The sequence below is a fragment of the Candidatus Pelagibacter sp. PS_11 genome (genome assembly GCF_059417975.1).
Genome location: NZ_CM182075.1, coordinates 64,860 through 87,391, shown reverse-complemented (window position 1 = coordinate 87,391; position 22,532 = coordinate 64,860). Strand labels below are relative to the sequence as shown.

At 29.7% G+C, this 22,532-nt stretch carries 27 protein-coding genes and 3 tRNA genes; 13 read left to right on the top strand and 17 right to left on the bottom strand.

Translation table 11 applies throughout. The features are described 5' to 3' along the window. Genes trpA through AC5SLT_RS00440 form a run of 3 tightly spaced genes read left to right on the top strand, consistent with a single transcriptional unit; the run spans nucleotide 1 to nucleotide 2,946 of the window. On the top strand, nucleotides 1–798 hold the full coding sequence (gene trpA, locus AC5SLT_RS00450) for a tryptophan synthase subunit alpha (RefSeq protein ID WP_027306778.1): 798 nt from the start codon (nucleotides 1–3) through the stop codon (nucleotides 796–798). Then, entirely contained in the window at nucleotides 795–1,724 is a 930-nt protein-coding gene (locus AC5SLT_RS00445; RefSeq protein ID WP_011281746.1) for an acetyl-CoA carboxylase carboxyl transferase subunit beta, read from the top strand. The genes trpA and AC5SLT_RS00445 overlap by 4 nt, the downstream gene beginning before the upstream one ends. Then, nucleotides 1,678–2,946, top strand: a complete 1,269-nt coding sequence (locus AC5SLT_RS00440) for a bifunctional folylpolyglutamate synthase/dihydrofolate synthase (protein ID WP_271616307.1) — start codon at nucleotides 1,678–1,680, stop codon at nucleotides 2,944–2,946. The genes AC5SLT_RS00445 and AC5SLT_RS00440 overlap by 47 nt, the downstream gene beginning before the upstream one ends. On the opposite strand, the gene AC5SLT_RS00435 is transcribed toward AC5SLT_RS00440, so the two are convergent. From AC5SLT_RS00435 to AC5SLT_RS00360, 16 genes are all read right to left on the bottom strand, one after another. Then, entirely contained in the window at nucleotides 2,943–3,260 is a 318-nt protein-coding gene (locus tag AC5SLT_RS00435; protein WP_271627032.1) for a thioredoxin family protein, read from the bottom strand. The genes AC5SLT_RS00440 and AC5SLT_RS00435 overlap by 4 nt on opposite strands. Nucleotides 3,261–3,335: 75 nt before the next feature. Continuing rightward, the gene (locus tag AC5SLT_RS00430) at nucleotides 3,336–4,763 is read right to left on the bottom strand and encodes an exonuclease domain-containing protein (protein ID WP_006997420.1); all 1,428 of its coding nucleotides are present in this window, start codon (nucleotides 4,761–4,763) and stop codon (nucleotides 3,336–3,338) included. Between the two features lies 1 nt (nucleotide 4,764). Beyond that, on the bottom strand, nucleotides 4,765–5,454 hold the full coding sequence (locus AC5SLT_RS00425) for a hypothetical protein (RefSeq protein WP_027306781.1): 690 nt from the start codon (nucleotides 5,452–5,454) through the stop codon (nucleotides 4,765–4,767). A gap of 37 nt (nucleotides 5,455–5,491) precedes the next feature. After that, nucleotides 5,492–6,589 (bottom strand): DNA recombination protein RmuC, encoded by a 1,098-nt coding sequence (locus AC5SLT_RS00420; RefSeq protein WP_006997422.1) that lies wholly within the window; start codon nucleotides 6,587–6,589, stop codon nucleotides 5,492–5,494. A 181-nt stretch (nucleotides 6,590–6,770) separates the two neighbouring features. Next, nucleotides 6,771–7,460: an ATP phosphoribosyltransferase gene (gene hisG, locus AC5SLT_RS00415; protein ID WP_494591972.1), complete on the bottom strand. Its 690-nt coding sequence runs from the start codon at nucleotides 7,458–7,460 to the stop codon at nucleotides 6,771–6,773. Next, nucleotides 7,460–8,512, bottom strand: coding sequence for an ATP phosphoribosyltransferase regulatory subunit (locus tag AC5SLT_RS00410; protein WP_006997424.1), 1,053 nt, complete (start codon nucleotides 8,510–8,512; stop codon nucleotides 7,460–7,462). Before AC5SLT_RS00410 ends, hisG begins: the two co-directional genes overlap by 1 nt. Then, the gene (hisS, locus tag AC5SLT_RS00405; RefSeq protein WP_006997425.1) at nucleotides 8,490–9,887 is read right to left on the bottom strand and encodes a histidine--tRNA ligase; all 1,398 of its coding nucleotides are present in this window, start codon (nucleotides 9,885–9,887) and stop codon (nucleotides 8,490–8,492) included. The genes AC5SLT_RS00410 and hisS overlap by 23 nt, the downstream gene beginning before the upstream one ends. Before the next feature lie 5 nt (nucleotides 9,888–9,892). Continuing rightward, nucleotides 9,893–9,967: transfer RNA gene (locus AC5SLT_RS00400), tRNA-His, on the bottom strand. Nucleotides 9,968–10,202: 235 nt separating this feature from the next. Further along, complete coding sequence (locus AC5SLT_RS00395; RefSeq protein WP_006997426.1) at nucleotides 10,203–10,415, bottom strand: cold-shock protein; 213 nt, start codon at nucleotides 10,413–10,415, stop codon at nucleotides 10,203–10,205. Between the two features lie 88 nt (nucleotides 10,416–10,503). Then, nucleotides 10,504–10,579, bottom strand: a tRNA-Phe gene (locus AC5SLT_RS00390). Nucleotides 10,580–10,584: 5 nt separating this feature from the next. Next, on the bottom strand, nucleotides 10,585–10,800 hold the full coding sequence (infA, locus tag AC5SLT_RS00385; RefSeq protein WP_006997427.1) for a translation initiation factor IF-1: 216 nt from the start codon (nucleotides 10,798–10,800) through the stop codon (nucleotides 10,585–10,587). A 2-nt stretch (nucleotides 10,801–10,802) separates the two neighbouring features. Next, nucleotides 10,803–12,089, bottom strand: coding sequence for a histidinol dehydrogenase (gene hisD, locus AC5SLT_RS00380; protein WP_494591970.1), 1,287 nt, complete (start codon nucleotides 12,087–12,089; stop codon nucleotides 10,803–10,805). After that, nucleotides 12,089–12,484, bottom strand: coding sequence for a DUF2948 family protein (locus tag AC5SLT_RS00375; RefSeq protein WP_006997429.1), 396 nt, complete (start codon nucleotides 12,482–12,484; stop codon nucleotides 12,089–12,091). Before AC5SLT_RS00375 ends, hisD begins: the two co-directional genes overlap by 1 nt. After that, nucleotides 12,484–13,737 (bottom strand): UDP-N-acetylglucosamine 1-carboxyvinyltransferase, encoded by a 1,254-nt coding sequence (gene murA / locus AC5SLT_RS00370; RefSeq protein ID WP_494591968.1) that lies wholly within the window; start codon nucleotides 13,735–13,737, stop codon nucleotides 12,484–12,486. The genes AC5SLT_RS00375 and murA overlap by 1 nt, the downstream gene beginning before the upstream one ends. A gap of 2 nt (nucleotides 13,738–13,739) precedes the next feature. Beyond that, nucleotides 13,740–14,297 carry a dCTP deaminase gene (dcd, locus tag AC5SLT_RS00365; protein WP_006997431.1) on the bottom strand — a complete coding sequence of 186 codons (558 nt, stop codon included), beginning with the start codon at nucleotides 14,295–14,297 and terminating at the stop codon, nucleotides 13,740–13,742. Between the two features lie 100 nt (nucleotides 14,298–14,397). Further along, complete coding sequence (locus AC5SLT_RS00360) at nucleotides 14,398–14,595, bottom strand: hypothetical protein (protein WP_006997433.1); 198 nt, start codon at nucleotides 14,593–14,595, stop codon at nucleotides 14,398–14,400. 101 nt (nucleotides 14,596–14,696) lie between these two features. Here AC5SLT_RS00360 and AC5SLT_RS00355 point away from each other — a divergent pair. Further along, nucleotides 14,697–14,770 (top strand) — tRNA-Thr (locus AC5SLT_RS00355). A gap of 2 nt (nucleotides 14,771–14,772) precedes the next feature. Here the strand turns inward: AC5SLT_RS00355 and AC5SLT_RS00350 are convergent. Beyond that, entirely contained in the window at nucleotides 14,773–15,492 is a 720-nt protein-coding gene (locus AC5SLT_RS00350; RefSeq protein ID WP_006997434.1) for a TVP38/TMEM64 family protein, read from the bottom strand. A 92-nt stretch (nucleotides 15,493–15,584) separates the two neighbouring features. On the opposite strand from AC5SLT_RS00350, the gene rpmH reads away from it, so the two are divergent. From rpmH to AC5SLT_RS00305, 9 genes are read left to right on the top strand one after another with little or no spacing between them, the layout of a single operon-like run. Beyond that, the gene (rpmH, locus tag AC5SLT_RS00345; protein ID WP_006997435.1) at nucleotides 15,585–15,749 is read left to right on the top strand and encodes a 50S ribosomal protein L34; all 165 of its coding nucleotides are present in this window, start codon (nucleotides 15,585–15,587) and stop codon (nucleotides 15,747–15,749) included. 10 nt (nucleotides 15,750–15,759) lie between these two features. Beyond that, nucleotides 15,760–16,104, top strand: a complete 345-nt coding sequence (gene rnpA / locus AC5SLT_RS00340; RefSeq protein ID WP_006997436.1) for a ribonuclease P protein component — start codon at nucleotides 15,760–15,762, stop codon at nucleotides 16,102–16,104. Continuing rightward, the gene (yidD, locus tag AC5SLT_RS00335; protein WP_006997437.1) at nucleotides 16,104–16,355 is read left to right on the top strand and encodes a membrane protein insertion efficiency factor YidD; all 252 of its coding nucleotides are present in this window, start codon (nucleotides 16,104–16,106) and stop codon (nucleotides 16,353–16,355) included. The genes rnpA and yidD overlap by 1 nt, the downstream gene beginning before the upstream one ends. Then, a complete protein-coding gene (yidC, locus tag AC5SLT_RS00330) occupies nucleotides 16,355–18,031 on the top strand; it encodes a membrane protein insertase YidC (protein WP_006997438.1) in 1,677 nt (558 codons plus the stop codon). The genes yidD and yidC overlap by 1 nt, the downstream gene beginning before the upstream one ends. After that, on the top strand, nucleotides 18,032–18,898 hold the full coding sequence (argB, locus tag AC5SLT_RS00325; RefSeq protein WP_006997439.1) for an acetylglutamate kinase: 867 nt from the start codon (nucleotides 18,032–18,034) through the stop codon (nucleotides 18,896–18,898). After that, nucleotides 18,895–19,566, top strand: coding sequence for a pyrimidine 5'-nucleotidase (locus AC5SLT_RS00320; RefSeq protein WP_006997440.1), 672 nt, complete (start codon nucleotides 18,895–18,897; stop codon nucleotides 19,564–19,566). The genes argB and AC5SLT_RS00320 overlap by 4 nt, the downstream gene beginning before the upstream one ends. A 29-nt stretch (nucleotides 19,567–19,595) precedes the next feature. Next, the gene (gene dapD, locus AC5SLT_RS00315) at nucleotides 19,596–20,423 is read left to right on the top strand and encodes a 2,3,4,5-tetrahydropyridine-2,6-dicarboxylate N-succinyltransferase (RefSeq protein WP_006997441.1); all 828 of its coding nucleotides are present in this window, start codon (nucleotides 19,596–19,598) and stop codon (nucleotides 20,421–20,423) included. Beyond that, a complete protein-coding gene (gene dapE, locus AC5SLT_RS00310; RefSeq protein WP_494591964.1) occupies nucleotides 20,424–21,581 on the top strand; it encodes a succinyl-diaminopimelate desuccinylase in 1,158 nt (385 codons plus the stop codon). It begins immediately after the preceding gene. Then, a complete protein-coding gene (locus tag AC5SLT_RS00305; RefSeq protein ID WP_494591962.1) occupies nucleotides 21,578–22,507 on the top strand; it encodes a histone deacetylase family protein in 930 nt (309 codons plus the stop codon). Before dapE ends, AC5SLT_RS00305 begins: the two co-directional genes overlap by 4 nt. The last annotated feature ends 25 nt before the right edge of the window (nucleotides 22,508–22,532 follow it).

The following is a 22,532-nucleotide window of genomic DNA, read 5'->3' as shown; positions in this document are numbered from 1 at the left end:
ATGTCATTAATCAACTTAGCATTTAAAAAAGTAAAAACTGAAAAGAGACCTGCATTACTAACTTACACGGTAGCTGGAGATAGTACTAAAAAGAAATCTCTTGAGATATTAAAATCAATTGCAAAATATGCTGACATTTGTGAAATAGGATTTCCTCATAACACTCCAATTGCAGATGGTGGACAGATTCAATCAAGCGCTTATAGAGCTTTAAAAAATGGTATCAAAATTAAAGATGTTTTTTCAATAGTTAAAAATTTTAAAAAATCAAAACAATCAAAACCCGTAATATTGATGGGTTATTATAATATGATTTATCAATATGGAGATAATAACTTTATAAATATTTGTAAAAAAGTAGGAGTAGATGGATTAATTGTTGTTGACCTTCCTTATCCAGAAAATAAAGAATTTGCAAAAAAATGTAAGAAAAAAGATATTAGTTTTATTCAATTAGTGTCTCCTACTACGTCTCTAGACAGAATGAAAAAGATTATAAGAGACTCACATGATATGGTCTATTATATCAGTATGCTCTCAACAACTGGTGGCAAGCTAAAGGTTTCACCTAAAAAAATTTTAGAGCGTTACCGTAAGATTAAAAAACTTAACAAGAATAAGAATATTGTAATAGGCTTTGGGATCACAGAAAAAACCATAGCATCTTTAAGAAAGGCTGATGGATTAGTGGTTGGCAGTGCTTTATGTAAAGAAATATCAAATTCTATTAAAAAACGCCAAAATCCTGTCACAAATGTAACTAATATTGTGTTAAAGTTAAGAAAAAAAATAGCATGAATTGGATTAAAAAAACTTTAAGATTTGGTGAAAAGATTAAAACCATCATTAAAGCACGTGCAACCAAAACAGAGATAGCTAATAGTGACTGGACCTCATGTTGTAAGGGGCCAATCTTAAAAAAAGATTTAGAAGAAAACTTATGGGTTTGCCCATCTTGTAACAAACACCACAGAATAAGCCCACGTCAGAGATTTGACATTATATTTGGCAAAAATAATTATGAAGTTTTAAAAACTCCAATTCCTCAAGATGACCCTTTAAATTGGAATGATGCAAAACCTTATAAAGATAGATTAAAAGCTGCTAGAAAAAAAACTGGCATGGATTGTGGAATGATGGTTGTTAATACTAATATTCTAAATTTAAAAATCACAGCAATTGCATCTGATTTTGATTTTGTAGGTGGCTCAATTGGTGCTGCAGAAGGTGAAGCTTTTTTATACGGAATTCAACATGCAATAGAAAATGAACAACCCTTTGTAGTGTTTACTTCTGGTGGCGGAATGAGAATGATGGAAAGTCTTATATCTTTAAGTCAAATGACAAGGACGACACTTGCAATTAACGAACTAAAGAAAAATAATTTACCCTATATTGTTGTTCTAACTGATCCAACTGCTGGTGGTATTACAGCGTCATATGCAATGTTAGGTGATCTGCACTTAGCAGAACCAGGAGCTCTTATAGCTTTTGCAGGAGCAAGAGTAATTCAAGGCACTGTAAGAGAAGAGTTACCAGAAGGCTTTCAAAGAAGTGAGTATGTAGAAAAAACTGGCTTTGTAGATTTAATTGTAGAGAGAAAAGACTTAAGAGAAAAAATTGGATCATTATTATCAATATTGTTAAAGAAAAATTCTGCTATAAATTCATCAGAAAATGAAACTTCAGAAGATAGTAGAGCGCTTACAAAAGCTGCATCCTAAAGAGATTGATCTAAGTCTAGATCGAACTAAAAATCTTTTAGAAAAATTAGGCAATCCTCAAGATCAAATTAACTGCATTTCTATTGTTGGCACGAACGGAAAATTTTCAACTATCCAGGCACTTTATGCAATTTTAAAAGAGGCTGATTATAAATGTAATATTTATACCAGTCCTCACATTCAAAAAATTAATGAGAGATTTGTCTTTAACAATAAGCCTCTAACAGATGATGAATTAGCCAATCTTTTTTCTGAAGTAGAAGAAGCTAATAATCAAACACAAATCACTTTCTTTGAAATTTTAACGGTTGCTTATTTTCATTATGCAAAGAAATACCCTGAAAACATTAACTTAATTGAGTCAGGTCTATTTCATAGATTTGATGCAACCAATATTTTAAAAAAAAACTTAGCTAGTATTGTAACAGCTATTGGTCTGGATCACTTAGACTGGCTTCCAAAAGAAGAGCAAACAGTTGAAAAAATAATATTTGAGAAAACATCCACTTTGTTAAACTCTAAAATCGTAGTTGCAAAACAAAGTTCAAATGAAATAAGCAAAAGTATTGAAAATACAATTAAAGACAATACTTCTAAAAAAATAATCTTTAATAAAAATTATAATTTTACATTAAAAGAAAATGATTTTTTTTATTTTGAGGATGAATTTGGTGCTCTTAAACTTCCAAAACCTAATTTGCCTGGAGAATTTCAATTAGAAAATGTCTCTACGGCAATTGCAACTGCTAGACAATTAACAGAATATAAAATAACTGATGAACATATTAAGAGTGGTATTACTAAAATAGAAAGTATTGCACGACTACAAGAGTTAAAATCTGGAAAATTAAAAGATTTAACTAGTAATAATTTATTATTTGTTGATGGATCTCATAATCCACTTGGTGCAAAGGTATTAAATGAATATCTTCAAAGTCTAAATTGTAACAAACATATTATTTTAGGAATGATGGCCAACAAAGACCACAATGAATATATGAGTTACTTTAAAGATATTAAATCATTAACAACAATTGACATTCCAAATCAACCCAATGCTATTAAGGGAAGTGAACTTAAAGGGAAAATTAAAAATTTTGAAAATATTAATTATAAAAATTCTATTGAGGAAGCAATTAGCTCAATTGATCTTCAAGAAAATGATATTATTTTAATTACAGGGTCTTTGTATCTTGCGGGAGAAGTTTTAAACTTAAACTAGATATGCTTATCTAGAAATTCCTTCATTTGACTCTCAGCAACTCCACCAACTTTTCTGTCTACTTCAACACCTTTTTTGTAAACAATAACAGTTGGTACACCTCTTACACCAGCAGCTGAACCTGTGTTAATTCCACCATTTTCTATGTCAGCATAATAAAAGTTTGCTTTATCTTTGTAGCTATCTGAAAACTTATCCATGATGGGTTTAAGGCTCTTGCACGGAGCACACCATTCTGCAGAAAATTGAACTACAGAGATATCTTCATTCTTAATTTTTGTTTCAAATTCTTCATCTTTAAAATCAATAAGCATATTTCATATATAAATTCTTATTAGATTTATTCAATATGTAAAAAAGGATTTTTTTAGTTAATTAACAAAGACTTATTATGCTTGTTCGTATTTTTTTTGAATACCTTCAACGAACTCATTAATTTCGTCTAAAAACTTGAGCTTTTTCTCATCTTTTTCGTTGGTATATCTATCTCTTAAATTATCACACTCAAAATAAAATTCTTTGCATGTCCACCATTTTTCTTTTTCATCACTTAATATTCTTTCGGCTATTCCACGTTTAATGGTCTTAAACATATCAGGAGGAAGTGTCTCAGGTGATTCTTGATATATTATCTTTTTTCCAAAGCTTACCATTCTCTCATCCTCAAATTTATCTAATAATATTAATTTATCTTTCCAAGAAGCTGCATGCCATTTTGGAAATAAAGCTGTGTCTTTTTGAGGAGTAAATTTTTTATAAATTGTCTCTTCTGCCAGTAAATCAACTTGTGAGTCGAATTGTGCTTTTTCTTCAGCTGTTTCTCGTAATGCGGTTAAAACATTTTGAGAAAATCTCTCATTACTGTTTACTAATTTTGCACGCTCTTTAATTAGATCGGGATCAAGATTACTATATGGTTCAACTTGTAGTCCATAACTTGCGTCTAAAATTATAGGAGCTTTATTTGATCGTATAGTTCTTAAAAACTTTAATTTTTTAATAGCACTTTTAAGTTCAGAAATTGACATATCAAATAATGGGATCGGATCAATTTTAAGATCAAAAGCTTGGCCCCATTGATAGATTGGGTGAATACAATGTTTTGGGTGAAGTGGTGCAACTACAAATCTATAATTTTTACCAAAATGATATTCTGCTAATGTAAACATTTTTTCAGTTTTAAATATCGTCTCAGTATCACTCTTATTTGCTGTTCTTAAAAATGTATCCCAAGTCTGAGGTTGATTTTTTTTAATTAATCCTAAAACTTTAACAGTTAGTTCTGCATCAAATAAAGCTGAGTGAGCTCCACTTGATTCAAAGCCATTCATTCTAGCTAACGATTCTAGTTTCATGACCGCATTACCTTTTGCATTTGTTTCAGTTTTTATAACACTCTCATCAACTGCATGGGCACCTCTTGCAATGTTTAAACCATCATGTCTTTTGTTCGGTGTTGCATTGGTGATATAAGGATATCTAATTCCTCTAAAGAATTCGTTTCTTATCATCTCATCATCAAAGCCAATGTTTGACCAACCCATGAATATTGCTGGGCTCCATTTTTTAAATGTTGCTTCTAACTGAGATAACATTTGGTAATGACTTAAATTTCCTTTAGTTAATAAATCAACACTAGTTTTGTTAACTATCAAAGCCATTGCTTGAGGAACCTCTCCTTCTGGTAATCTACATCTAAAATTAAAACGATCTAATTCTTTAAAATTAGGGTCAACTAAAATACCACCTACTTCAATAATACTTCCCCATGAAGTATTGGCACTACTTGACTCAATGTCCCATATTGCTAAATTCATATTAGTTCATATTCCGTTGATGATAGTATTGTTCTACTTTTTCTAAAAACTTGTTTTGGTATTCTTCTAGTTTTTCACCTTGAATTCTAAAGTCTTGGAATAAATTATCTACAGTGCAAAGTAAAACAATTCCTTGGGTTATTTTTGAATTATGGACAACGTTATGAGCTAATGAATATGCCCCTAATTGAAGATAATAGTCCTCAATCCACTCTTCTTTTTTTGGTTTATTGGATTGTTTAAAATCAATGATAGTTTCTTGCCCTTCATACACACCGACTGCATCACATGTACCTGCGTATTTTCCAGGATAATACAATGTTGCTTCAGTACCATAAATTTCTGACAATTTTCCTTTAATACCTTGTTCGATAATTTCGTCTGCCATTTTTTTAGATTTGCTAGCCTCTTCTTCTAATAGCTCTAAATTTAATTGACCTAATAAATATTTTTCTAAATGAGAATGCATTGATGTGCCTCTGCTTGAAGCATCATTTTTAATTCTATTTGCTTCAGCAGCTCCCACTCTTGCCTTCCAATTTGCAAGGGATGCTTTTTTTTCTTCACTTTGTGTTGCTTGTAATATGGAAGTTACTGAAGGAAGCTTTTCTTGATTTACAGCATACATCCTTGAACCACTCACCATTGATCTCATAGATTTTGGATAAGTAAATTTATTATTCCACTGCATATAGTTTGTTATAAGCGGTATTGAAGAAAAAAAGAAATTAATTTTTTGCTTGTTTTGAATGGTCAACAAATTTTTCTACATTTTCTGTTTGAACGGCTTTATCAACTCGTTCAGGATCTTTAATATTTTCTAGGCTTCTGCTAATCGATCTTGCATCTGTTCCAAACTTATCAACAACAATCATTGCTTCTTCTAATTTTTTTCTAAGAGCAACTATATTTTCAAAATGTTTTCCAAATCTTGAGCTAATTGTTTTTAAATGATCGTAGATTTCTGTTGCACCTTTTTGAACTTTTAAAGATTGAAAGCCCATGTGTAATGATTGCAAATAAGCAGAAAGAGTATTTGGACCACAGATTACAACTTTATGTTTTTTCATTAATTCTTGAGTTAATAATTCTTTAGTAGTTGGATCTTGGTATTCAGTTAATTCTTTGTATAAACTTTCAGTTGGTGCATAAACTATTGCAAAGTCTGTAGTTTTTGGTGGAACAATATATTTTTCATTAACACTTTTAGCTTTTGCTTTAAATGCAGTAGCTAATTTTGCTCTTGCATCTGCAACAGCTTTTTTATCATCAGCATCATAGCCATCAGTAATTGCTTTAAATTTTTCTACTGGAAAATGTGAGTCTACAGGCACCATTACATCACCCTGAAGTTTGATTGCAAATTCAACATTTTCACCTGTATCTTCTTTCATCTTAACGTTAGTCATGAATTGAGAGGCAGGTAATAAGTCTTTGATTAGAGCATCTAATGAAAACTCTGCAAGAGTTCCATATTTTTTAACTCCAGCTAAAATTTTTGTTATACCTTCTTGGCTTCTATTTAATATTTGAACTTGTTGATTAAAATTTCCAACTTTTTCATCAACTTTTGTTAGGGCCTCTGTCATATCTTTAGTTACCCCCGTTGATAAATTGTTAAATGAAGTCGACATTGAACCAAGTGAAGTATTAATAGTAGTATTTAAAGTATCTTTTAATGAAGTAATTTCTGTCTTTAAATTGGCCATCTCTTCAGCTTCCTTATTTTCACTATCATCTTTTGGCTTAGACCTTAAGTTTAGATAAAGGATTGCTAAAGCAACTCCTAATAACAAGACTAATACGGTTAATAAAATTATGTCCATGATTCTAGGAGATATTTTATAGTAAAAATTTGATTTATATATGTAATTATTTAAAACTGTCTTTATGGAATTAATCTTAATACTAAAAATACTACTTATTATAGGAGCTATTGTTGCAGCTTATGCAGTACTTAGAAACCTTGATATTATTAGGATTATTTTAATTTACGTAAAAGATACTTTACTTCGAAAGTAACTTAACTAGTTTTTTAACCAAACCATTTTTTAAAGAGGGTTTTGAAGTCATCATGCAGGCTTCTGACTTTAAAATTTCACCATCTTTAAGAATTCGAAGATTATTTGCTCTTAGAGTTTCACCAGACGAAGTAATATCAGTTATAATTTCAGATGATTCTGTAAAAGGATACGCTTCAGTTGCACCTAAACTACTAACTAATTTAAATTGAGTAACTCCTTTTGAAAACAAAAACTCCCTTGTTAACTTCGGATATTTTGTTGCCACTCTTAATCTTTTTTTCTTTTTATCTTTAAATTCAAAAGCAATTTCTTCTAAATCAGCAACTGTTTGAACATCAATCCAAGGATCTGGGATAGCCACAACCAATGTTGCTTTACCAAAACCATAATTCTTAACAACACTTATCTTTTTTTGAATATTTACTTCACTTTCTTTTAATAAATCAAATCCAGAAAAGCCAAGATCTAATGAACCATCTCCAAGTCTTTCAACTATCTCTCTTGCATGAAGATATAATACCTTAACATTTTTCAAGTTTTTAATAGATCCTAATAAATCTCTTTCACCTCTTTCTGAGATTAAATTTAGTTTATTTTTTTTAAATATCTTTAAGATATCAGCTCTCAATCTACCTTTACTTGGAATTCCGATATTAATAATATTTTTTATCATTAGTAATTTAAATTTAAAGCAGCTCCTACTGCTGGAACTTGTTTTTTTGATCCGAGGTCTGAAATTAGTTTGTCGTAACGTCCACCATTAATGATGTTAATATTTTTAGATTTAGATTTAATATCAATTTTAAAGACCATACCTGTATAATATTCTAATTGACGCCCAAAAGACGCTGAGAACTCTACATTTAATTTTTGAATTTTATTTAATGAAGTTGGGAAATATTTTTGATCCACAACTAAATTAATTTTATTTTTTTTAAAAAAGATATTAAGTTTTTCAGCAGCTTGTCCTATTGGACAGTTAATTTTTAAAAACTCTTTAATAATTTTTGAAACGTTTTTACCTCTACTAGCTCTTCTTGGATCTTTAATCTTGTTATCAAATCTCTTTAAAATCTCTTCAATTGATCGTCCAGCAACTACTGTTTGCTGTTTATCTTTTAGCATTTTTTGATATCTCTTTTTATCAACCTCAACAATTGTTGGGTCTACATCAGAATTTGTCTCTAATCTTTTTAATAAATCATTGAAGTATACTTCTCTCCAAAAGTGTCTTGAAAGCCTTAACTTCCATCTTTTTGGGATATCTAGTTTTGAAATTAATAAATTGAAAATCTCAACGTTACCAATTTTTAAAGTCCCTGATGAATATTGTAAATTAGATAAAGATTTTAGGGCTGTATTAATAATTTCTTTATCATCTTTTTTTTCATCTTTAGAACCAATAATCTCAAAGCCAACTTGATCTCTAATAATAGAATCTTTTTTATTATTTGATTTTCTATAAGCCTGACCGCTATAAAATATTTTCTCTTTTCCTTTAAGATTGTTTTCTAGGTATCTTAAACATGATGCTATTGTAAGATCTGGTCTTAGACAAAGCTCACTACCATTTTGATCAGTAAATGAAAAAATAAACTTTCTAAAATTTTCCCCAGATCGTTGAACGATATGATTGGCCTCAATTACTGAAGGTAAATCAATATATTTAAATCCTTTAGATTTAACCGATCTAAGAATTTTTTCAGATAAATTTTTTGATTTCATTAATTAAATTTTCTTTTGGGAACGTTAACTGATTGTTTTCACCTTTAACTCCTAAAAGGTTTTTTAAAGTAATCGTATTATCTTTAAATTCATTTTCACCACAAATAACAGCTATCGGGCATTGTTTTTTATTAGCATATGTTAATTGTTTGCCTAGATTTTTTTTACTATCTAAAAATATTTCAGAGTTAATATTATTGTCTCTTAAAACTTTTAAAATTTCATAATAATTTTTTAAATACTTTTCATCCATTACACAAATAATGACTGGTTTTTTCTCATCAACTTCAATTTGATCAAGTTGCATCATAGCAAATAATAATCGGTCAACACCAATACTCATTCCAGTTCCAGGAATATCAACTCCCTTAAATCTTGAAATTAATTTGTTATATTGTCCACCTGAACAAATACTTCCTATATCAACTTCTTTACCTTTGTTATTTGTTGTCTTAAATTTTAAATTTGTTTCAACACAAAATCCGTCATAATAAGCAAGACCTCTAACAATTGTAAAATTTGTCTTTATTTGATCTAAATAATCTCCATAACTTACTATTCCTAATAATTCTTCTAGTTCTTTAATTCCTTCTTGGGATAAAGGGTTTTTTAAATTTTCTTTTAATTCTTTTAAATCTTTTACTTTCAGGAAGTTAATTATTTGTGAAGCCTGATCATCTGTTAAGTTAGCACCCTTTGTAACAGCTCCACTTACATCTACTCTTTCTTCTTTTAATAAATCTTCAACTCCTCTTAAACCAAAGCCAGGCTTATCTAATTTATCTATTGCTCTCATAACCTTTATCTTCTTATCATCGGATATTTTAAGCTCTTCAATTAAACCTTGAACAATTTTTCTATTACTAATGTTAATAACGAACTGATCTTTTTTTAAACCACAAGCAAGAAGTGTACTTGCAATTAAATTACAAAGTTCGGCATTGGCTTGAGCTGGATTAACGTTACCAACGATATCTGCATCACATTGTAAAAAGCTTCTATAGCGAGCATTGCCTGCTTTTTCGTTTCTCCATACATCACCCATTTGATATCTTTTATAAGGTAAGGGTAATTCCTGATTATTTTGAGCAACAAATCTAGCTAGTGGACTTGATAAATCATATCTAAGTGTAATATTTTTCTCCCCATCTTTGAATGAGAATACGTCAGACATAGGATTACTATCATCATCTGCAAGAAATGATCCTATGTTCTCTGAAATTTCAAATGAAGGCGTTTCAAGAGCACCAAAACCAAATTTTACAAAATTAGCTTCAATAGTATTAATTAACTTTTTCTTGAGAATTAATTTTTTGCCCCATCGATCTTCAAATCCTGAGGGTAACCCAGGAATTAGTTTATTTTCTTTATTCATCTTTTTGGTACCCGGGCTGAGAATCGAACTCAAACTTAAAGTTCCACAAACTTTCGTGCTAACCGTTACACCACCCAGGCATTCCTTGTGTTTATATTATTTTTGTGTGGATTTAAAATTATATTATAAATAAATAGCCTAAAGGCTATGGAAACAAAGTCTGTGAGTACTTCTTGAAGTCTCTCTGTATGTAATATTTATAATCATGATCAGTCTTTTAGACAATTAAGAATAATTTTCAACACCTAAATATAAAAGGACGTTAACCTTATTTTTAAGGATTAAACGCCCTTTTAGATTTTTGAAGTTTAAGAACTAGTCTATTTTTTTTAAATTTACAGCTGAAGGGCCTTTCGGGCCATCCTCCATCTCAAATTCTAGTTTATCACCTTCGTTTAAAAAACGCATACCTGCAGTTTTTACTGCTGATGCGTGAACGAATGCATCTTTTTCTTTATCTTCTCTTTCAATAAAGCCAAAACCTTTTTTACCGTTAAACCACTTTACTGTTCCTTTTAGTGTGCTCATTTTTACTTATCCTTTTATTATTTATATAAAAAATTATTTTATTTTTTTTATTTTTTCAATAATTTTTTGGATTTTTAAAGGGAGGTGGTGGTGGCCCCAACTGGACTCGAACCAGTGACACACGGATTTTCAATCCGATGCTCTACCAACTGAGCTACAGGGCCCCTTATTAACCTCTAAAAGTGATACGACCTTTGGTCAAATCGTAAGGTGTCATTTCAACTTGAACCTTATCACCTTGAAGTACTCTAATTCTGTTCTTACGCAATTTGCCTGCAGCATGAGCTGTAACAATATGGCCGTTTTCTAATTTTACTCTAAACATTGCATTTGGTAATAAATCCTCAACAATTCCTGAGAACGACAGCATTTCTTGTTTTGACAAATTTATTTTCTCCTAATTCTTTTTTCTACCGACTTAGCGTGTCCCACTAAACCCTCGTAGTTTGCAAGTGTTATAACTGATGGACCAAGGGTTTCAATCCCTTTTTTTGATAGGTTTATATATGAAATTCTTTTATAAAATTCATTAACACTAACTCCACTTGAATATCTTGCTGAGGAATTGGTTGGCAATACATGATTAGAGCCAACATTATAATCTGTCATTGCCATTACAGCATATTTTCCTAAACAGATAGATCCTGCATTTTTAATCTTACTCACTACCTTTTTATAGTTCTTAGTATTAAGCTCTAAGTGCTCAGGAGCAATTTTATTTACTGTGTTAATAATTTTTTGGTCAGACGGCATATGAATTAAAATTCCATTATTAAGTAGACTATTTTTTGCAATCACTGCTCTAGGCAATTCTTTTAATTGATTGATAATTTCATAATTAACTTTTTTAATAATTGATTTGTCTTTTGAAATTAAAATACATTGAGCAAGGTTATCGTGTTCTGCTTGACCTATTAGATCGCTCGCTATCCATTCAGGATTTGAAAACTTATCACAAACAATTGTCACTTCAGAAGGACCTGCAATCATTCCTTCAATTCCAACATCTCCAAATACTTCTTTTTTTGCTGCAGCTACATAAGAATTTCCAGGGCCAATAATTTTGTCAACTTTTTTGATTTTCTTAGCACCATATGCAACAGCTGCAATAGCAGATGGTCCTCCAATTGAATAAATCTCTTTAATCTTACATTTTTTAGCAGCATATAATACCGCAGGATTTTGTTTACCTTTTTGACCTGGATTAACCATAACTAGTCTTTTCACTCCAGCAACAATTGCAGGTACTGCATTCATTAAAACACTGGAAGGATATGAAGCTGTTGAACCAGGTACATAAATTGCAACTGATTCAATAGGTACGTATTTATACTCTAATTTATTTTTTAGTTTGTCTGTATAAGAAATGTTTTTAAATTTTTGTAATGAATGGAATTTATAAATTCTATCATAAGCAAGATCGATTGCCTTTTTAACTTTTGGATCTAAAGACTGAATAGCTCTATTAATTTGTTTTTTGCTTGGGGCAATAATACTATTTTTATTAAATCTCTTTTCATACTTTAAAATAGCTTTATCTCCATTTTTCTTAACATCTTTAATAATTTTAATAACTGAAACTGAATTAAGTTGGACTTTATTTTTTCGTTTAGACAGTAATGCATCTAAAGTTTTGTCAAAGTTTTTATTTTTACTATCTAATATCTTAATCATTAATCAGCTTTGTTTTGGTCATCTAAAGTTACTTCAATTATTTCTGTCGATAATGTAATATATGCATTGTTTGTAAACATTAAGTTTATCTCATAATTGTCATTATTTTTTAAATAATCCATCCCAATTAACTCTAATTTTTCCTCAGGATCGTTTTGTTTAATATTTTTAGATTTAACTCTATCTACAAATTCAAATTTGCAAATACTAGTAATTTTTTTATCTTGTTCTTCCGTTTCTACTTTAGATCTTTTTAATGATAATAGAAAAACTTTGTTTTTCTGAAGATACTTAATTTCATTAACTTTAACTTCAGCTCCAGAGCAACATGCTGAGATTACTTGTAATCCCTCATTATCTGTAGCTATAATTTTTGATAAATATTTTTTATCCATTAATTAATTCTCTTAATTTTAGCCCCTACTTTTTTTAATTTCTTCTCTATATCTTCATAGCCCCTATCAAGGTGATATATTCTATTAATTACTGATTTTCCTTTAGCTGCAAGAGCTGCAAGAATTAAAGATACAGAGGCTCTTAGATCTGTGGCCATTAATTCTGCTGCTTCAAATTTGATATTTCCTTCTATGCTTGCTTGATTTCCATTAATAGAAATTTTAGCTCCCATTCTATTAAGCTCTGCAACGTGCATAAACCTATTTTCAAATATTTCTTCTTTAATATGAGATCTTTTATTAGCCTTACATAATAATACCATCATTTGTGCCTGCAAATCTGTTGGAAACCCTGGATAAGGAGATGTTTTAATATTTATATTTTTAATCTTTTTACTTCCTTGAATAAGGATTTCATTTTTTTTTAAAGTAATTTTTGATCCTACTTTTTTTAAGATATTAATTTCTGTACTTATTATCTTAGGATCAATTCCAGTAATTTTCAAATTTCCTTCAGTTAATGCTGCAGCTATTAAATAAGTTCCAGCCTCTATTCTATCCGGCATTACTGAGTAATCTAATTCTTTAAGATTGTTCACTCCTTCAATTCTAACCGTTCTCTTTGCAGTCCACTTAATATTACACCCCATATTAATTAAAAAATTAACTAAATCTTTAATCTCAGGTTCAATCGCACAATTTGATAAAGTTGTTTTTCCTCTAGCTAAACATGCGGCTATAATTAAATTTTCTGTAGCACCAACTGAAACTTTAGGAAATTTTATATTTGCTCCTATTAATCCTTTAGGTGCATTAGCATGCACATAACCTTGGATAATTTTATATTTAACTCCAAGTTTTGATAGAGCTTGTAAATGAATATCAACAGGTCTTGTCCCTATTGCGCAGCCGCCAGGTAATGAAACTTTTGCTTTACCAAATTTAGCAAGTAATGGTCCTAAAACTAATATTCCTGCTCTCATAGTTTTAACCAAACTATAAGCTGCAAAAGTTTTTGTTTGCTTGGTATTTTTGATAATCAATTTTTTTTTATTATCTTCAATAATTGAACCTAATGACTTTAATAAAAGTATCATTGTTTCAATATCTTTTACCCTTGGGAGGTTTGCTAAAGATATCTTTTTATTTGATAATAATGTTGCAGCTAAAATAGGAAGGGATGCATTTTTAGAACCTGAAATTCTAATTTGTCCCTTGAGCTTTGCTGCCCCAAAGACTTCCAATTTTTTCATGATTATACTTTTGGTAAAGTTACTCCAGTTTGACCCATATATTTTCCTTTACGGTCAGCGTATGAAGTTTCAGGAGACTGATCTCCTTTTAGAAATAAAAATTGTGCAACACCTTCATTTGCATAAATTTTTGCAGGTAGCGGTGTGGTATTAGAAAACTCAAGAGTAACTGTTCCAAAAAACTCAGATTCAATTGGAGTTACATTAACTATGATTCCTGTTCTTGCATATGTGCTCTTACCAACAACAATACACATAATATCTCTTGGTATTTTAAAGACTTCAATAGTAGTTCCAAGAGCGAAAGAATTAGGAGGAATGATAATATAATCAGAGCTTTTTTTGGTTACAAAATTATCTGAACTAAACTCCTTAGGGTCAACGATAGAAGAATTAACATTATGAAATATCTTAAATTCATCTCCTACTCTTGCATCATAGCCAAATGAACTAAGTCCATAAGAAATTTTACCATCCCTGACTTGCTTATCTATAAAAGGAGAAATCATTGACTGCTCAACTGCTAACTTCCTTATAGATTTATCAGAAAGTACTGACATTATTTACTTTTCTTCTTATTTTTTTTTTGAAAAATTTTTCTTTTTTTTAAATTTTTTCTAAGAGCCAGACTTAACTTCTCATTTTTTTCTTTATCATTCATTATTTGTCTGGATTAGTTAAAAAATCTAAAGTGATAGGCTTTGATGCATCTAAAGTTTTCTCTGGTTCTTCTTGAACTTTTGGTCCCTCTTTAGCTTCACGTTTTGCTTTTTTTTCAGCAAGCTTTTTTTCTCTCTTTGCCTGCTTCTCCATAAGCTTATTGCCTTTAGTAGATTTATAATCGTAATGAATGCCCATAAAATTTCCTCCGTAGATATAAATCATTATATGAAAAAAATTAAGGCAATTTTTTGAAAAAATGATTTATTATAGAAATACTTCAATAAAATAACAAATTAGCCCCTATAGTTAAATGGCATAACATGTCCATGGTAAGGATAAATTTCAAGTTCGATTCTTGGTGGGGGCACCAGATTATTTTTTGTAGAATATTTTTCTAGCAACAATTGCAACTACTAATAAAGCTCCAAAAGCAATCATTGGGATGTAGATATCTGGTGAATATATCAAATCAATGATTCTAGGAGCTTCTAAGTTTTGTTCTATGATTTTTTCAAGTCCACTTCCAATTGAAACAACTAAAAATAGTGGTGGAGTTAATCCTATTAATGTTGCCCAAAAGAAATTACTTGTCTTAACATTAAAAATACAAGGTAACACATTTGATAATGCAAAAGGAATGCCTCCAATAAATCTATAAGCTAAAAGATAAATAAATTCTGATTTTTTAAATTTTACTTCTAAATTTTTAAATCTATTTAAAAACTTTTCTTTAATAATTTCTTTAAAAAAATAATTTCCAATGATGTATAAAATTGTTGCACCAATAGTCATTCCAATTATTAGAATAATCGTTCCAAGCCACTTGCCAAAAATAAACCCTGCTAAGAGTGCAACTGGCAAACCAAATCCAGCCATCACAACCCAAATAATTGTGGCTATTAAAAATATTAAAGAGATTAAAAATAAATTAGTTTGTTTTAATTCAAAAAAATAATCTCTATTGTTTTTAATAAATTCATAGCTTGTTAATTCTTCGAGGGTGAATTTTGATAAAAAAAAGTATAAAAATGATGAAACAACTAGAAGATAAAATAAACCTAAAGTTATCTTAACTTTTTTTGATTTTTCCATAATTTATTGGTCGTATTATAAAATCTTCTATTTGCTATTTATACATATAATTACTATAAAGGGCGAAATTTAAAAAAACTTAAATAAATCCTATGAAAAGAACATATCAGCCTAAAGTTGGAAAACGTCTTAAGAAGCATGGCTTCAGATCAAAGATGGCAACTAAAGGTGGGAAGAAACTTATTAAGAGAAGACGTGATAAGGGACGTAAAAACCTTACAGTGTCATCTACTCAAAAAAAACCTCAGGGTAAATAGTTCAAAATAAATGAAAAGCAAAATTGTTGCTCTTTCTAAAAACGAAGATTTCAAAAATTTACTTAAGAAAAAAAAAATCTCAAATAAATATATAACTCTTTTTTTTGGTCCTCTTGTAGATAAAGATAATAGAAAACTAAATATTAGCTTTGTCGCTAAAAAAAAACTAATCCGTGGTGCTGTAAAGAGAAATAAAGTTAAAAGAAGATTAAGAAATATAATAAACGAAGCGGTAAAAAAATTGTCAATAAACTTTAATTATTCTTACCTTGTGATTGCGAAAATAACTATGCTAAACAATGAATATGCGATAATAAAAGATACTTTATTCCAAGACATAGAAAAGATTAAGTAATGAATATTATATCAAACATTTTAATTGGCCTGATCAAATTTTATAAAATGGTTATTAGCCCCTACTTAACTCCTTCGTGCAGATATCTTCCAACTTGCTCAGAATATACAATTGAATGTTTAAGAACATATGGGCTTGTTAAGGCAATCTCAAAAAGTACTAAAAGAATATTTTCATGTCATCCTATTAAGATATTGGGTGGTGGTGAAGGATTTGATCCAGTAAATAAAGAATTCAAGGCTAAGAAATAATGGATACTAGAAACGTAATCGCAGCAATATCCTTATCAGCAGCGGTAATTATTTTATACTCTCTTTTTTTTCAGCCTGACCCTGCAACTATTAAAAAAAATCTAGCTGAACAAAATAAAATTGAAAATAATGAAGACACTCCAAGCTTAGATAAAAATGAAAATTTTTCAAAACTTTCAAGAGCAGATGCTTTAAAAGAAAATGATAGAATTCAATTTGAAAATGGAAGTGTTGTTGGGTCAATTTCTTTAAAGGGTGCGGCGATAGATGATCTGACTTTTAAAGAGTACAATATTGAACTTAATAGAAATGAAAAAATAACCTTATTAAGCCCAAGAAATGTTGAAGATGGTTATTTAATTGAAAGTGGCTTTGTAAGCACTAATAAAAATATAGATATACCTGATGCTTCTACCGTCTGGGAAGTTTCAGGAAATAACAAATTAACTAATAATAATCCTGTAAAGCTAACATGGAGTAATACTCAAGGGATTACATTTGAAAAACATATAAGTCTAGATGATCAATTTTTATTTACTGTAAAAGAAAAAATAATTAACTCATCAGATAAATCTTATAATTTTTACTCCTATGGGCAAATAATTAGAAATGAGATACCAGAGATATCTGGCTTTTATATTTTGCATGAAGGGTTTTTATCTGTACTTGATGATGAATTAATTGAGGAAGATTACGACGATATCCAGGATAAAAAATTTACTCAAATCGCACAAGATGGATTTGTTGCTATTTCAGACAAGTTTTGGGTTACATCAGTTATACCACCAAAGGGTAAAGAGTTTAAAACAACTTTTGACTATAAAAATAAATTCAGAGCAAATTACATATCTACCAAAGGTATTGAAGTTAAAGCAAACAGTTCCATTGAAGAAAAAATTCAAATTATAGTTGCTGCTAAAAGAGTAAACGTCATTGATGGTTATGCTGAAAATTTAAATATCAACAAATTTGATCTAGCGATTGATTGGGGTTTTATGTATTTCATCACAAAACCTTTATTCTTTGTATTAGATTACTTCTTTAAATTGCTTGGTAATTACGGTTTAGCAATTATTGCTGTCACTATTTGCATTAGATTGGCTTTCTTTCCTCTTGCCAACTTTAGTTTTAAGTCTATGGGTAAAATGAAGTTATTAGCACCTGAAATGGCTCGTCTGAAAGAATTGCACAAGGATGACAAAATGAAATTACAACAAGCAATGATGGCTCTTTATAAAAAAGAAAAAGTTAATCCTATGAGCGGTTGTCTGCCTATCCTAGTTCAAATTCCAGTTTTCTTTGCGCTATATAAAGTATTATTTGTAACCATTGAAATGAGACACATGCCATTTTATGGATGGATACATGACTTAAGTGATAGAGATCCAACATCTTTATTCAATGTTTTTGGTTTAATTCCTTGGGATCCACCTTCTTTCTTATTAATAGGTGCGTGGCCTATTATTATGGGTATCACAATGTGGATACAGCAAAAGCTTAACCCAACACCACCAGATCCTATACAGGCTAAAATATTTATGTTCTTTCCAGTATTTTTAACTGTAATTCTTGCACCATTTCCTGCAGGTCTTGTTATCTACTGGAGCTTCAACAACATCTTCACAATGATACAACAATATATTGTTCAAAGAAAAATGACTATCAAAACAACATAAATGTCATCGTTAAGAGAAGAAGAATTAATAAATATCCTACCCAAAGATGGCCCAACAGTTGAAGAAGTAAAAAAATATTTAGAAAAATATAATGATGAATTTATTATCATTAAGTGTGGTGGCAGTGTTTTAGTTGATCCAAAATTATTTAAAGTTTTTATTGAAGATGTAGTCGTTTTAAAAAAACTTGGTTTCAATCCTATAATTGTTCATGGAGGTGGAAAAAGAATTAATAATAAACTTTCAGAAGTTAATATTAAAAGCAATTTTATTAACGGACTAAGAGTTACTGATAAAGATACGATCAACATAGTTAAGGATGTATTAATTGAATTTAATAAAGAGATTGTTGAAGCTTTAAATGAGTTAGACTGCAAAGCAAAAAGAATTACCTCAAAAGAAAATAATATAATTACTGTTGAGCAAGAAGATAAAGATCTTGGATTTGTGGGAAAGCCTACTGGGATTAACAAAGAGTTCTTAACTGAAATAATAAAAGCAAACGAAGTACCAGTCATTGCACCCTTAGGTGTGGATAAAGATAATCAGACCTTTAATATAAATGCAGATACTACTGCAGGATCAATTGCAATTGAACTAAAAGCTAGAAGATTAATGATTATTAGTGATGTTGAGGGCGTATTAGACAGTGAAAAAAAACTAATCCCTGAAATTAATTCTAAAAAAGCTAATGAATTAATTGATCAAGAAGTAATTTCTGGTGGAATGATACCTAAAATTAAGAATTGTCTAGATGTTGCAAGTAATGGAGTTAAGGCAGTTGTAATAATTGATGGAAGAAAAAATCACTCACTCCTTTTTGAACTATTATCTGATAAAGGTTCAGGAACTTTAATTAGAGAATGAAAAATTTAATTGATACTAAATACTGGCTATTCGACCTAGATAATACTTTGTATTCTGGACAAACAAAAGTTTTTTCTGAAGTTGATAAAAAGATGTCTTCTTTTATTTCAAAGAAATTTAATGTTGATTTAATTAAAGCAAGAGAAATTCAAAAAAAATACTTCTATGAATATGGAACGACATTATCTGGATTAATGAGTCACGATAAAATTGATCCACATGAATTTTTGGAATTTGTTCATGATATTGATATTAGCTGGCTTCCTAAAGATGAGATATTAAGAGAAGAATTAATTAAAATAAAAGAAAAGAAATATATTTTTACTAATGGTTCTCACGCTCATGTTGAAAATGTAACTAAACAACTAGGTATAGATGGTTTGTTTGATGGAGCGTTTGATATTGTTGATGCTAATTTTATTCCAAAACCAAAAATTGAACCTTATAAAAAGATAATAGAAAAATTTGAGCTTGATCCAACAAAATCAATATTAATCGAAGATATTGCTCATAATTTAGAACAAGCGAAAAATTTAGGAATGAAAACTTGTTGGCTTGAGAATGATGAAGTATTTGCAAAAAAAGATGCCGATAAACCATATATTGATTATAAGATTAAGAACTTGCCTTCTTTTCTTCAAGAAATTAATATATTAAAAGCACAATAAAACTAACCTACTAAAGATAAAATAAAACTATGAAAGAATTTGAAAGCATTATTAATACAGCTTGGGAAAATAAAGATTCCATAAATGGTCAATCTGATAAATCTATATTAGATGCTATCAACCAAACAATCGAACTTGTTGATAAAGGTGAGCTAAGAGTTGCTGAAAAAAATGGCAATGAGTGGGTAGTTAATCAGTGGGTTAAAAAAGCAATAATGTTAAGTTTTAGAACTCATGATATGGATTCATTAAGTGGCCCGTATAGTAGTTGGTATGATAAATCTCATTTATTAAAAGGTAAAACAGCAAATTGGACTAAGGAAGATCATATAAAAGCTGGTTTTAGAATGGTTCCAAATTCTCCAGTTAGAAAAGGATCTTTTATTGGAAAGAATGCAGTACTAATGCCTTGCTTTGTAAATATTGGAGCTTATGTAGATGAAGGAACTATGGTGGACACTTGGGCTTCTGTAGGGTCTTGTGCACAAATAGGAAAGAACTGTCACATATCAGGTGGTGCTGGAATTGGAGGTGTATTAGAGCCAATGCAAGCTAACCCTACTATCATCGAAGACAATTGCTTTATTGGAGCTCGTTCAGAAATAGTTGAAGGAGTAATTGTTGGAGAAGGATCTGTATTATCTATGGGTGTATTTATTGGTCAATCTACAAAAATTGTTTATCGAGAAACTGGTGAAGTAATCTATGGAAAAATTCCACCATACTCAGTAATAGTTCCAGGTAGCATTCCTAGTAAAGATGGTAAAGGTCCTGCTTTATATTGTGCAGTAATTATTAAACAAGTTGATGAAAAAACTAGATCTAAAACTTCTATTAACGACTTATTAAGAGACTAAATGCCAACTTATAATGAAATCACATTAGCTAAAGAGCTAATAAGATTTCCAAGCATTACACCAATTGATGCTGGGGTAATGAAATTCTTAGCTAAAAAATTAACTACTATTGGATTTAAATGTAAGATTTTAGAGTTTAAAGATAAAAACTCTAAACCAGTTAAAAACCTATATGCAAGATTGGGTAATACTCAACCAAACTTTATGTTTGCTGGTCATTTGGATGTAGTGCCTCCCGGAAATATACAAGATTGGACGATTAAACCTTTTAGTCCAACTATTAAAAAAAATCATCTTATTGGTAGAGGTGCTAATGATATGAAAAGTGCAATTGCAAGCTGGGTTGTTGCTGTAAACAACTATGTATTAACTAATAAAAAAATTAATGGATCAATTAGTTTATTAATTACTGGTGATGAAGAAGGTGTTGCAATTAATGGTACTAAAAAAGTAGTTGATTACTTAAAAAAGAAAAAAGAAAAAATAGATTTTTGCTTAGTTGGTGAGCCAACAAACCCTAATAAACTTGGTGAAATGATTAAAATAGGTAGAAGAGGAAGTATTAATGTTGAATTAACGATAATTGGAACTCAAGGTCATGTTGCATATCCTAATCGTGCTAAAAATCCATCGACTTCATTAATCAAAATACTAAATGAAATAAAAGAAATAAAATTTGATAAAGGAACAAAAGATTTTCAGCCTACAAATTTAGAGGTAACTAAAATTAATATCAATAATACAGCTGATAATGTTATTCCAGGACTTGCAAGAGCTACCTTTAACATAAGATTTAATAATAAACATACGTCTTCTAGCTTAAAGAATAGATTGAATAAAATTTTCAAAAAAATCACTAAAAAGGATAAATCTAATTTTAAAGTTGAATACCGTGTATCAGGTGAAGCTTTTTTAACTAAGCCCAATAAAACAACTTATATGATTCAAGATGTAATAAAAAAGGTTACAAAAATTAAACCTCAATTGTCTACAACCGGTGGAACTTCTGATGCAAGATTTATTAGAAAAATTGCCCCATGTTTAGAATTTGGTCTAGTAGGTAAAACAATGCACAAAGTAGATGAGGCGGTGTCTATTTCAGATCTAAAAAAATTGACTAAAATATATTATAATATTTTAGAAAATTATTTTAAATGAAAACTGGTTTAATAACCTCTGGTACTTATCAAAATCATAATACAGGCGACGGTCATCCAGAGAAAATTGATAGAGTTACAGTAGTTATCGATAACTTTAAAAAGTTAGATAATAAAGATTTAGTTTGGAAAAAACCTTCAAAATTTGACCGATCACTTTTAGAAATAACTCATAATTCGGATTATATAAATTTTGTAGAAATATCTTTTCCTGAAAAAGGATTATCTTTTTTAGATGGAGATACAATAGTCTCCCCTGGGAGTAAGGATGCAACCTCAGATGCTGTAGGTTCAATTATAACAGCTATCGATGGTGTTCAAAATAAAGATTTTAAAAATGCTTTTTGTGCCGTTAGACCTCCAGGGCATCATGCAGAGAAAAATAAAGCTATGGGTTTTTGCATTTATAATAATGTGGCTGTTGGAGCCAATTATCTTATAAATAAATATAAACTTAAAAAAATAGCAATTATTGATTTTGATGTGCATCATGGAAACGGCACTCAAGATATTTTTTATGATAATGAAAAAGTTTTATATATTTCTACTCATCAATACCCTTATTACCCAGGCTCAGGCACTAAAGATGAAAAAGGAAAACATAACAATATATTAAATATTCCTTTACCAGCAGGAACAACTTCTGAAGAGTATTTAAATGCTTATGAATTTGTACTTAATAAAATTAAAGAGTTTAAACCTGAATTTATCTTACTTTCTGCAGGGTTTGATGCTCATAAAGATGATCCATTGGCACAACTTCAATTAGAGTCAAAAGATTTTTATAGTATTACCAAAAGAACACTCGAGTTATCAAAACAATATTGTGATGGAAAAGTAGTGTCAATTTTAGAAGGTGGATACGATCTACAAGCACTTCAAGAAAGCACTGAGATGCATGTAAAAGCTTTACTAGAATTTAATTGATAATTTCTCAATACGCATTAAAGAA

What these genes read in the sequence shown, in the direction of transcription:
- trpA (WP_027306778.1), top strand. Translation starts at nt 1, where the DNA reads ATGTCATTAATCAACTTAGCATTTAAAAAAGTAAAAACTGAAAAGAGA.
- AC5SLT_RS00445 (WP_011281746.1), top strand. Translation starts at nt 795, where the DNA reads ATGAATTGGATTAAAAAAACTTTAAGATTTGGTGAAAAGATTAAAACC.
- AC5SLT_RS00440 (WP_271616307.1), top strand. Translation starts at nt 1,678, where the DNA reads ATGAAACTTCAGAAGATAGTAGAGCGCTTACAAAAGCTGCATCCTAAA.
- AC5SLT_RS00435 (WP_271627032.1), bottom strand. Translation starts at nt 3,260, where the DNA reads ATGCTTATTGATTTTAAAGATGAAGAATTTGAAACAAAAATTAAGAAT.
- AC5SLT_RS00430 (WP_006997420.1), bottom strand. Translation starts at nt 4,763, where the DNA reads ATGAATTTAGCAATATGGGACATTGAGTCAAGTAGTGCCAATACTTCA.
- AC5SLT_RS00425 (WP_027306781.1), bottom strand. Translation starts at nt 5,454, where the DNA reads ATGCAGTGGAATAATAAATTTACTTATCCAAAATCTATGAGATCAATG.
- AC5SLT_RS00420 (WP_006997422.1), bottom strand. Translation starts at nt 6,589, where the DNA reads ATGGACATAATTTTATTAACCGTATTAGTCTTGTTATTAGGAGTTGCT.
- hisG (WP_494591972.1), bottom strand. Translation starts at nt 7,460, where the DNA reads ATGATAAAAAATATTATTAATATCGGAATTCCAAGTAAAGGTAGATTG.
- AC5SLT_RS00410 (WP_006997424.1), bottom strand. Translation starts at nt 8,512, where the DNA reads ATGAAATCAAAAAATTTATCTGAAAAAATTCTTAGATCGGTTAAATCT.
- hisS (WP_006997425.1), bottom strand. Translation starts at nt 9,887, where the DNA reads ATGAATAAAGAAAATAAACTAATTCCTGGGTTACCCTCAGGATTTGAA.
- AC5SLT_RS00395 (WP_006997426.1), bottom strand. Translation starts at nt 10,415, where the DNA reads ATGAGCACACTAAAAGGAACAGTAAAGTGGTTTAACGGTAAAAAAGGT.
- hisD (WP_494591970.1), bottom strand. Translation starts at nt 12,089, where the DNA reads ATGATTAAGATATTAGATAGTAAAAATAAAAACTTTGACAAAACTTTA.
- AC5SLT_RS00375 (WP_006997429.1), bottom strand. Translation starts at nt 12,484, where the DNA reads ATGGATAAAAAATATTTATCAAAAATTATAGCTACAGATAATGAGGGA.
- murA (WP_494591968.1), bottom strand. Translation starts at nt 13,737, where the DNA reads ATGAAAAAATTGGAAGTCTTTGGGGCAGCAAAGCTCAAGGGACAAATT.
- dcd (WP_006997431.1), bottom strand. Translation starts at nt 14,297, where the DNA reads ATGTCAGTACTTTCTGATAAATCTATAAGGAAGTTAGCAGTTGAGCAG.
- AC5SLT_RS00360 (WP_006997433.1), bottom strand. Translation starts at nt 14,595, where the DNA reads ATGGGCATTCATTACGATTATAAATCTACTAAAGGCAATAAGCTTATG.
- AC5SLT_RS00350 (WP_006997434.1), bottom strand. Translation starts at nt 15,492, where the DNA reads ATGGAAAAATCAAAAAAAGTTAAGATAACTTTAGGTTTATTTTATCTT.
- rpmH (WP_006997435.1), top strand. Translation starts at nt 15,585, where the DNA reads ATGAAAAGAACATATCAGCCTAAAGTTGGAAAACGTCTTAAGAAGCAT.
- rnpA (WP_006997436.1), top strand. Translation starts at nt 15,760, where the DNA reads ATGAAAAGCAAAATTGTTGCTCTTTCTAAAAACGAAGATTTCAAAAAT.
- yidD (WP_006997437.1), top strand. Translation starts at nt 16,104, where the DNA reads ATGAATATTATATCAAACATTTTAATTGGCCTGATCAAATTTTATAAA.
- yidC (WP_006997438.1), top strand. Translation starts at nt 16,355, where the DNA reads ATGGATACTAGAAACGTAATCGCAGCAATATCCTTATCAGCAGCGGTA.
- argB (WP_006997439.1), top strand. Translation starts at nt 18,032, where the DNA reads ATGTCATCGTTAAGAGAAGAAGAATTAATAAATATCCTACCCAAAGAT.
- AC5SLT_RS00320 (WP_006997440.1), top strand. Translation starts at nt 18,895, where the DNA reads ATGAAAAATTTAATTGATACTAAATACTGGCTATTCGACCTAGATAAT.
- dapD (WP_006997441.1), top strand. Translation starts at nt 19,596, where the DNA reads ATGAAAGAATTTGAAAGCATTATTAATACAGCTTGGGAAAATAAAGAT.
- dapE (WP_494591964.1), top strand. Translation starts at nt 20,424, where the DNA reads ATGCCAACTTATAATGAAATCACATTAGCTAAAGAGCTAATAAGATTT.
- AC5SLT_RS00305 (WP_494591962.1), top strand. Translation starts at nt 21,578, where the DNA reads ATGAAAACTGGTTTAATAACCTCTGGTACTTATCAAAATCATAATACA.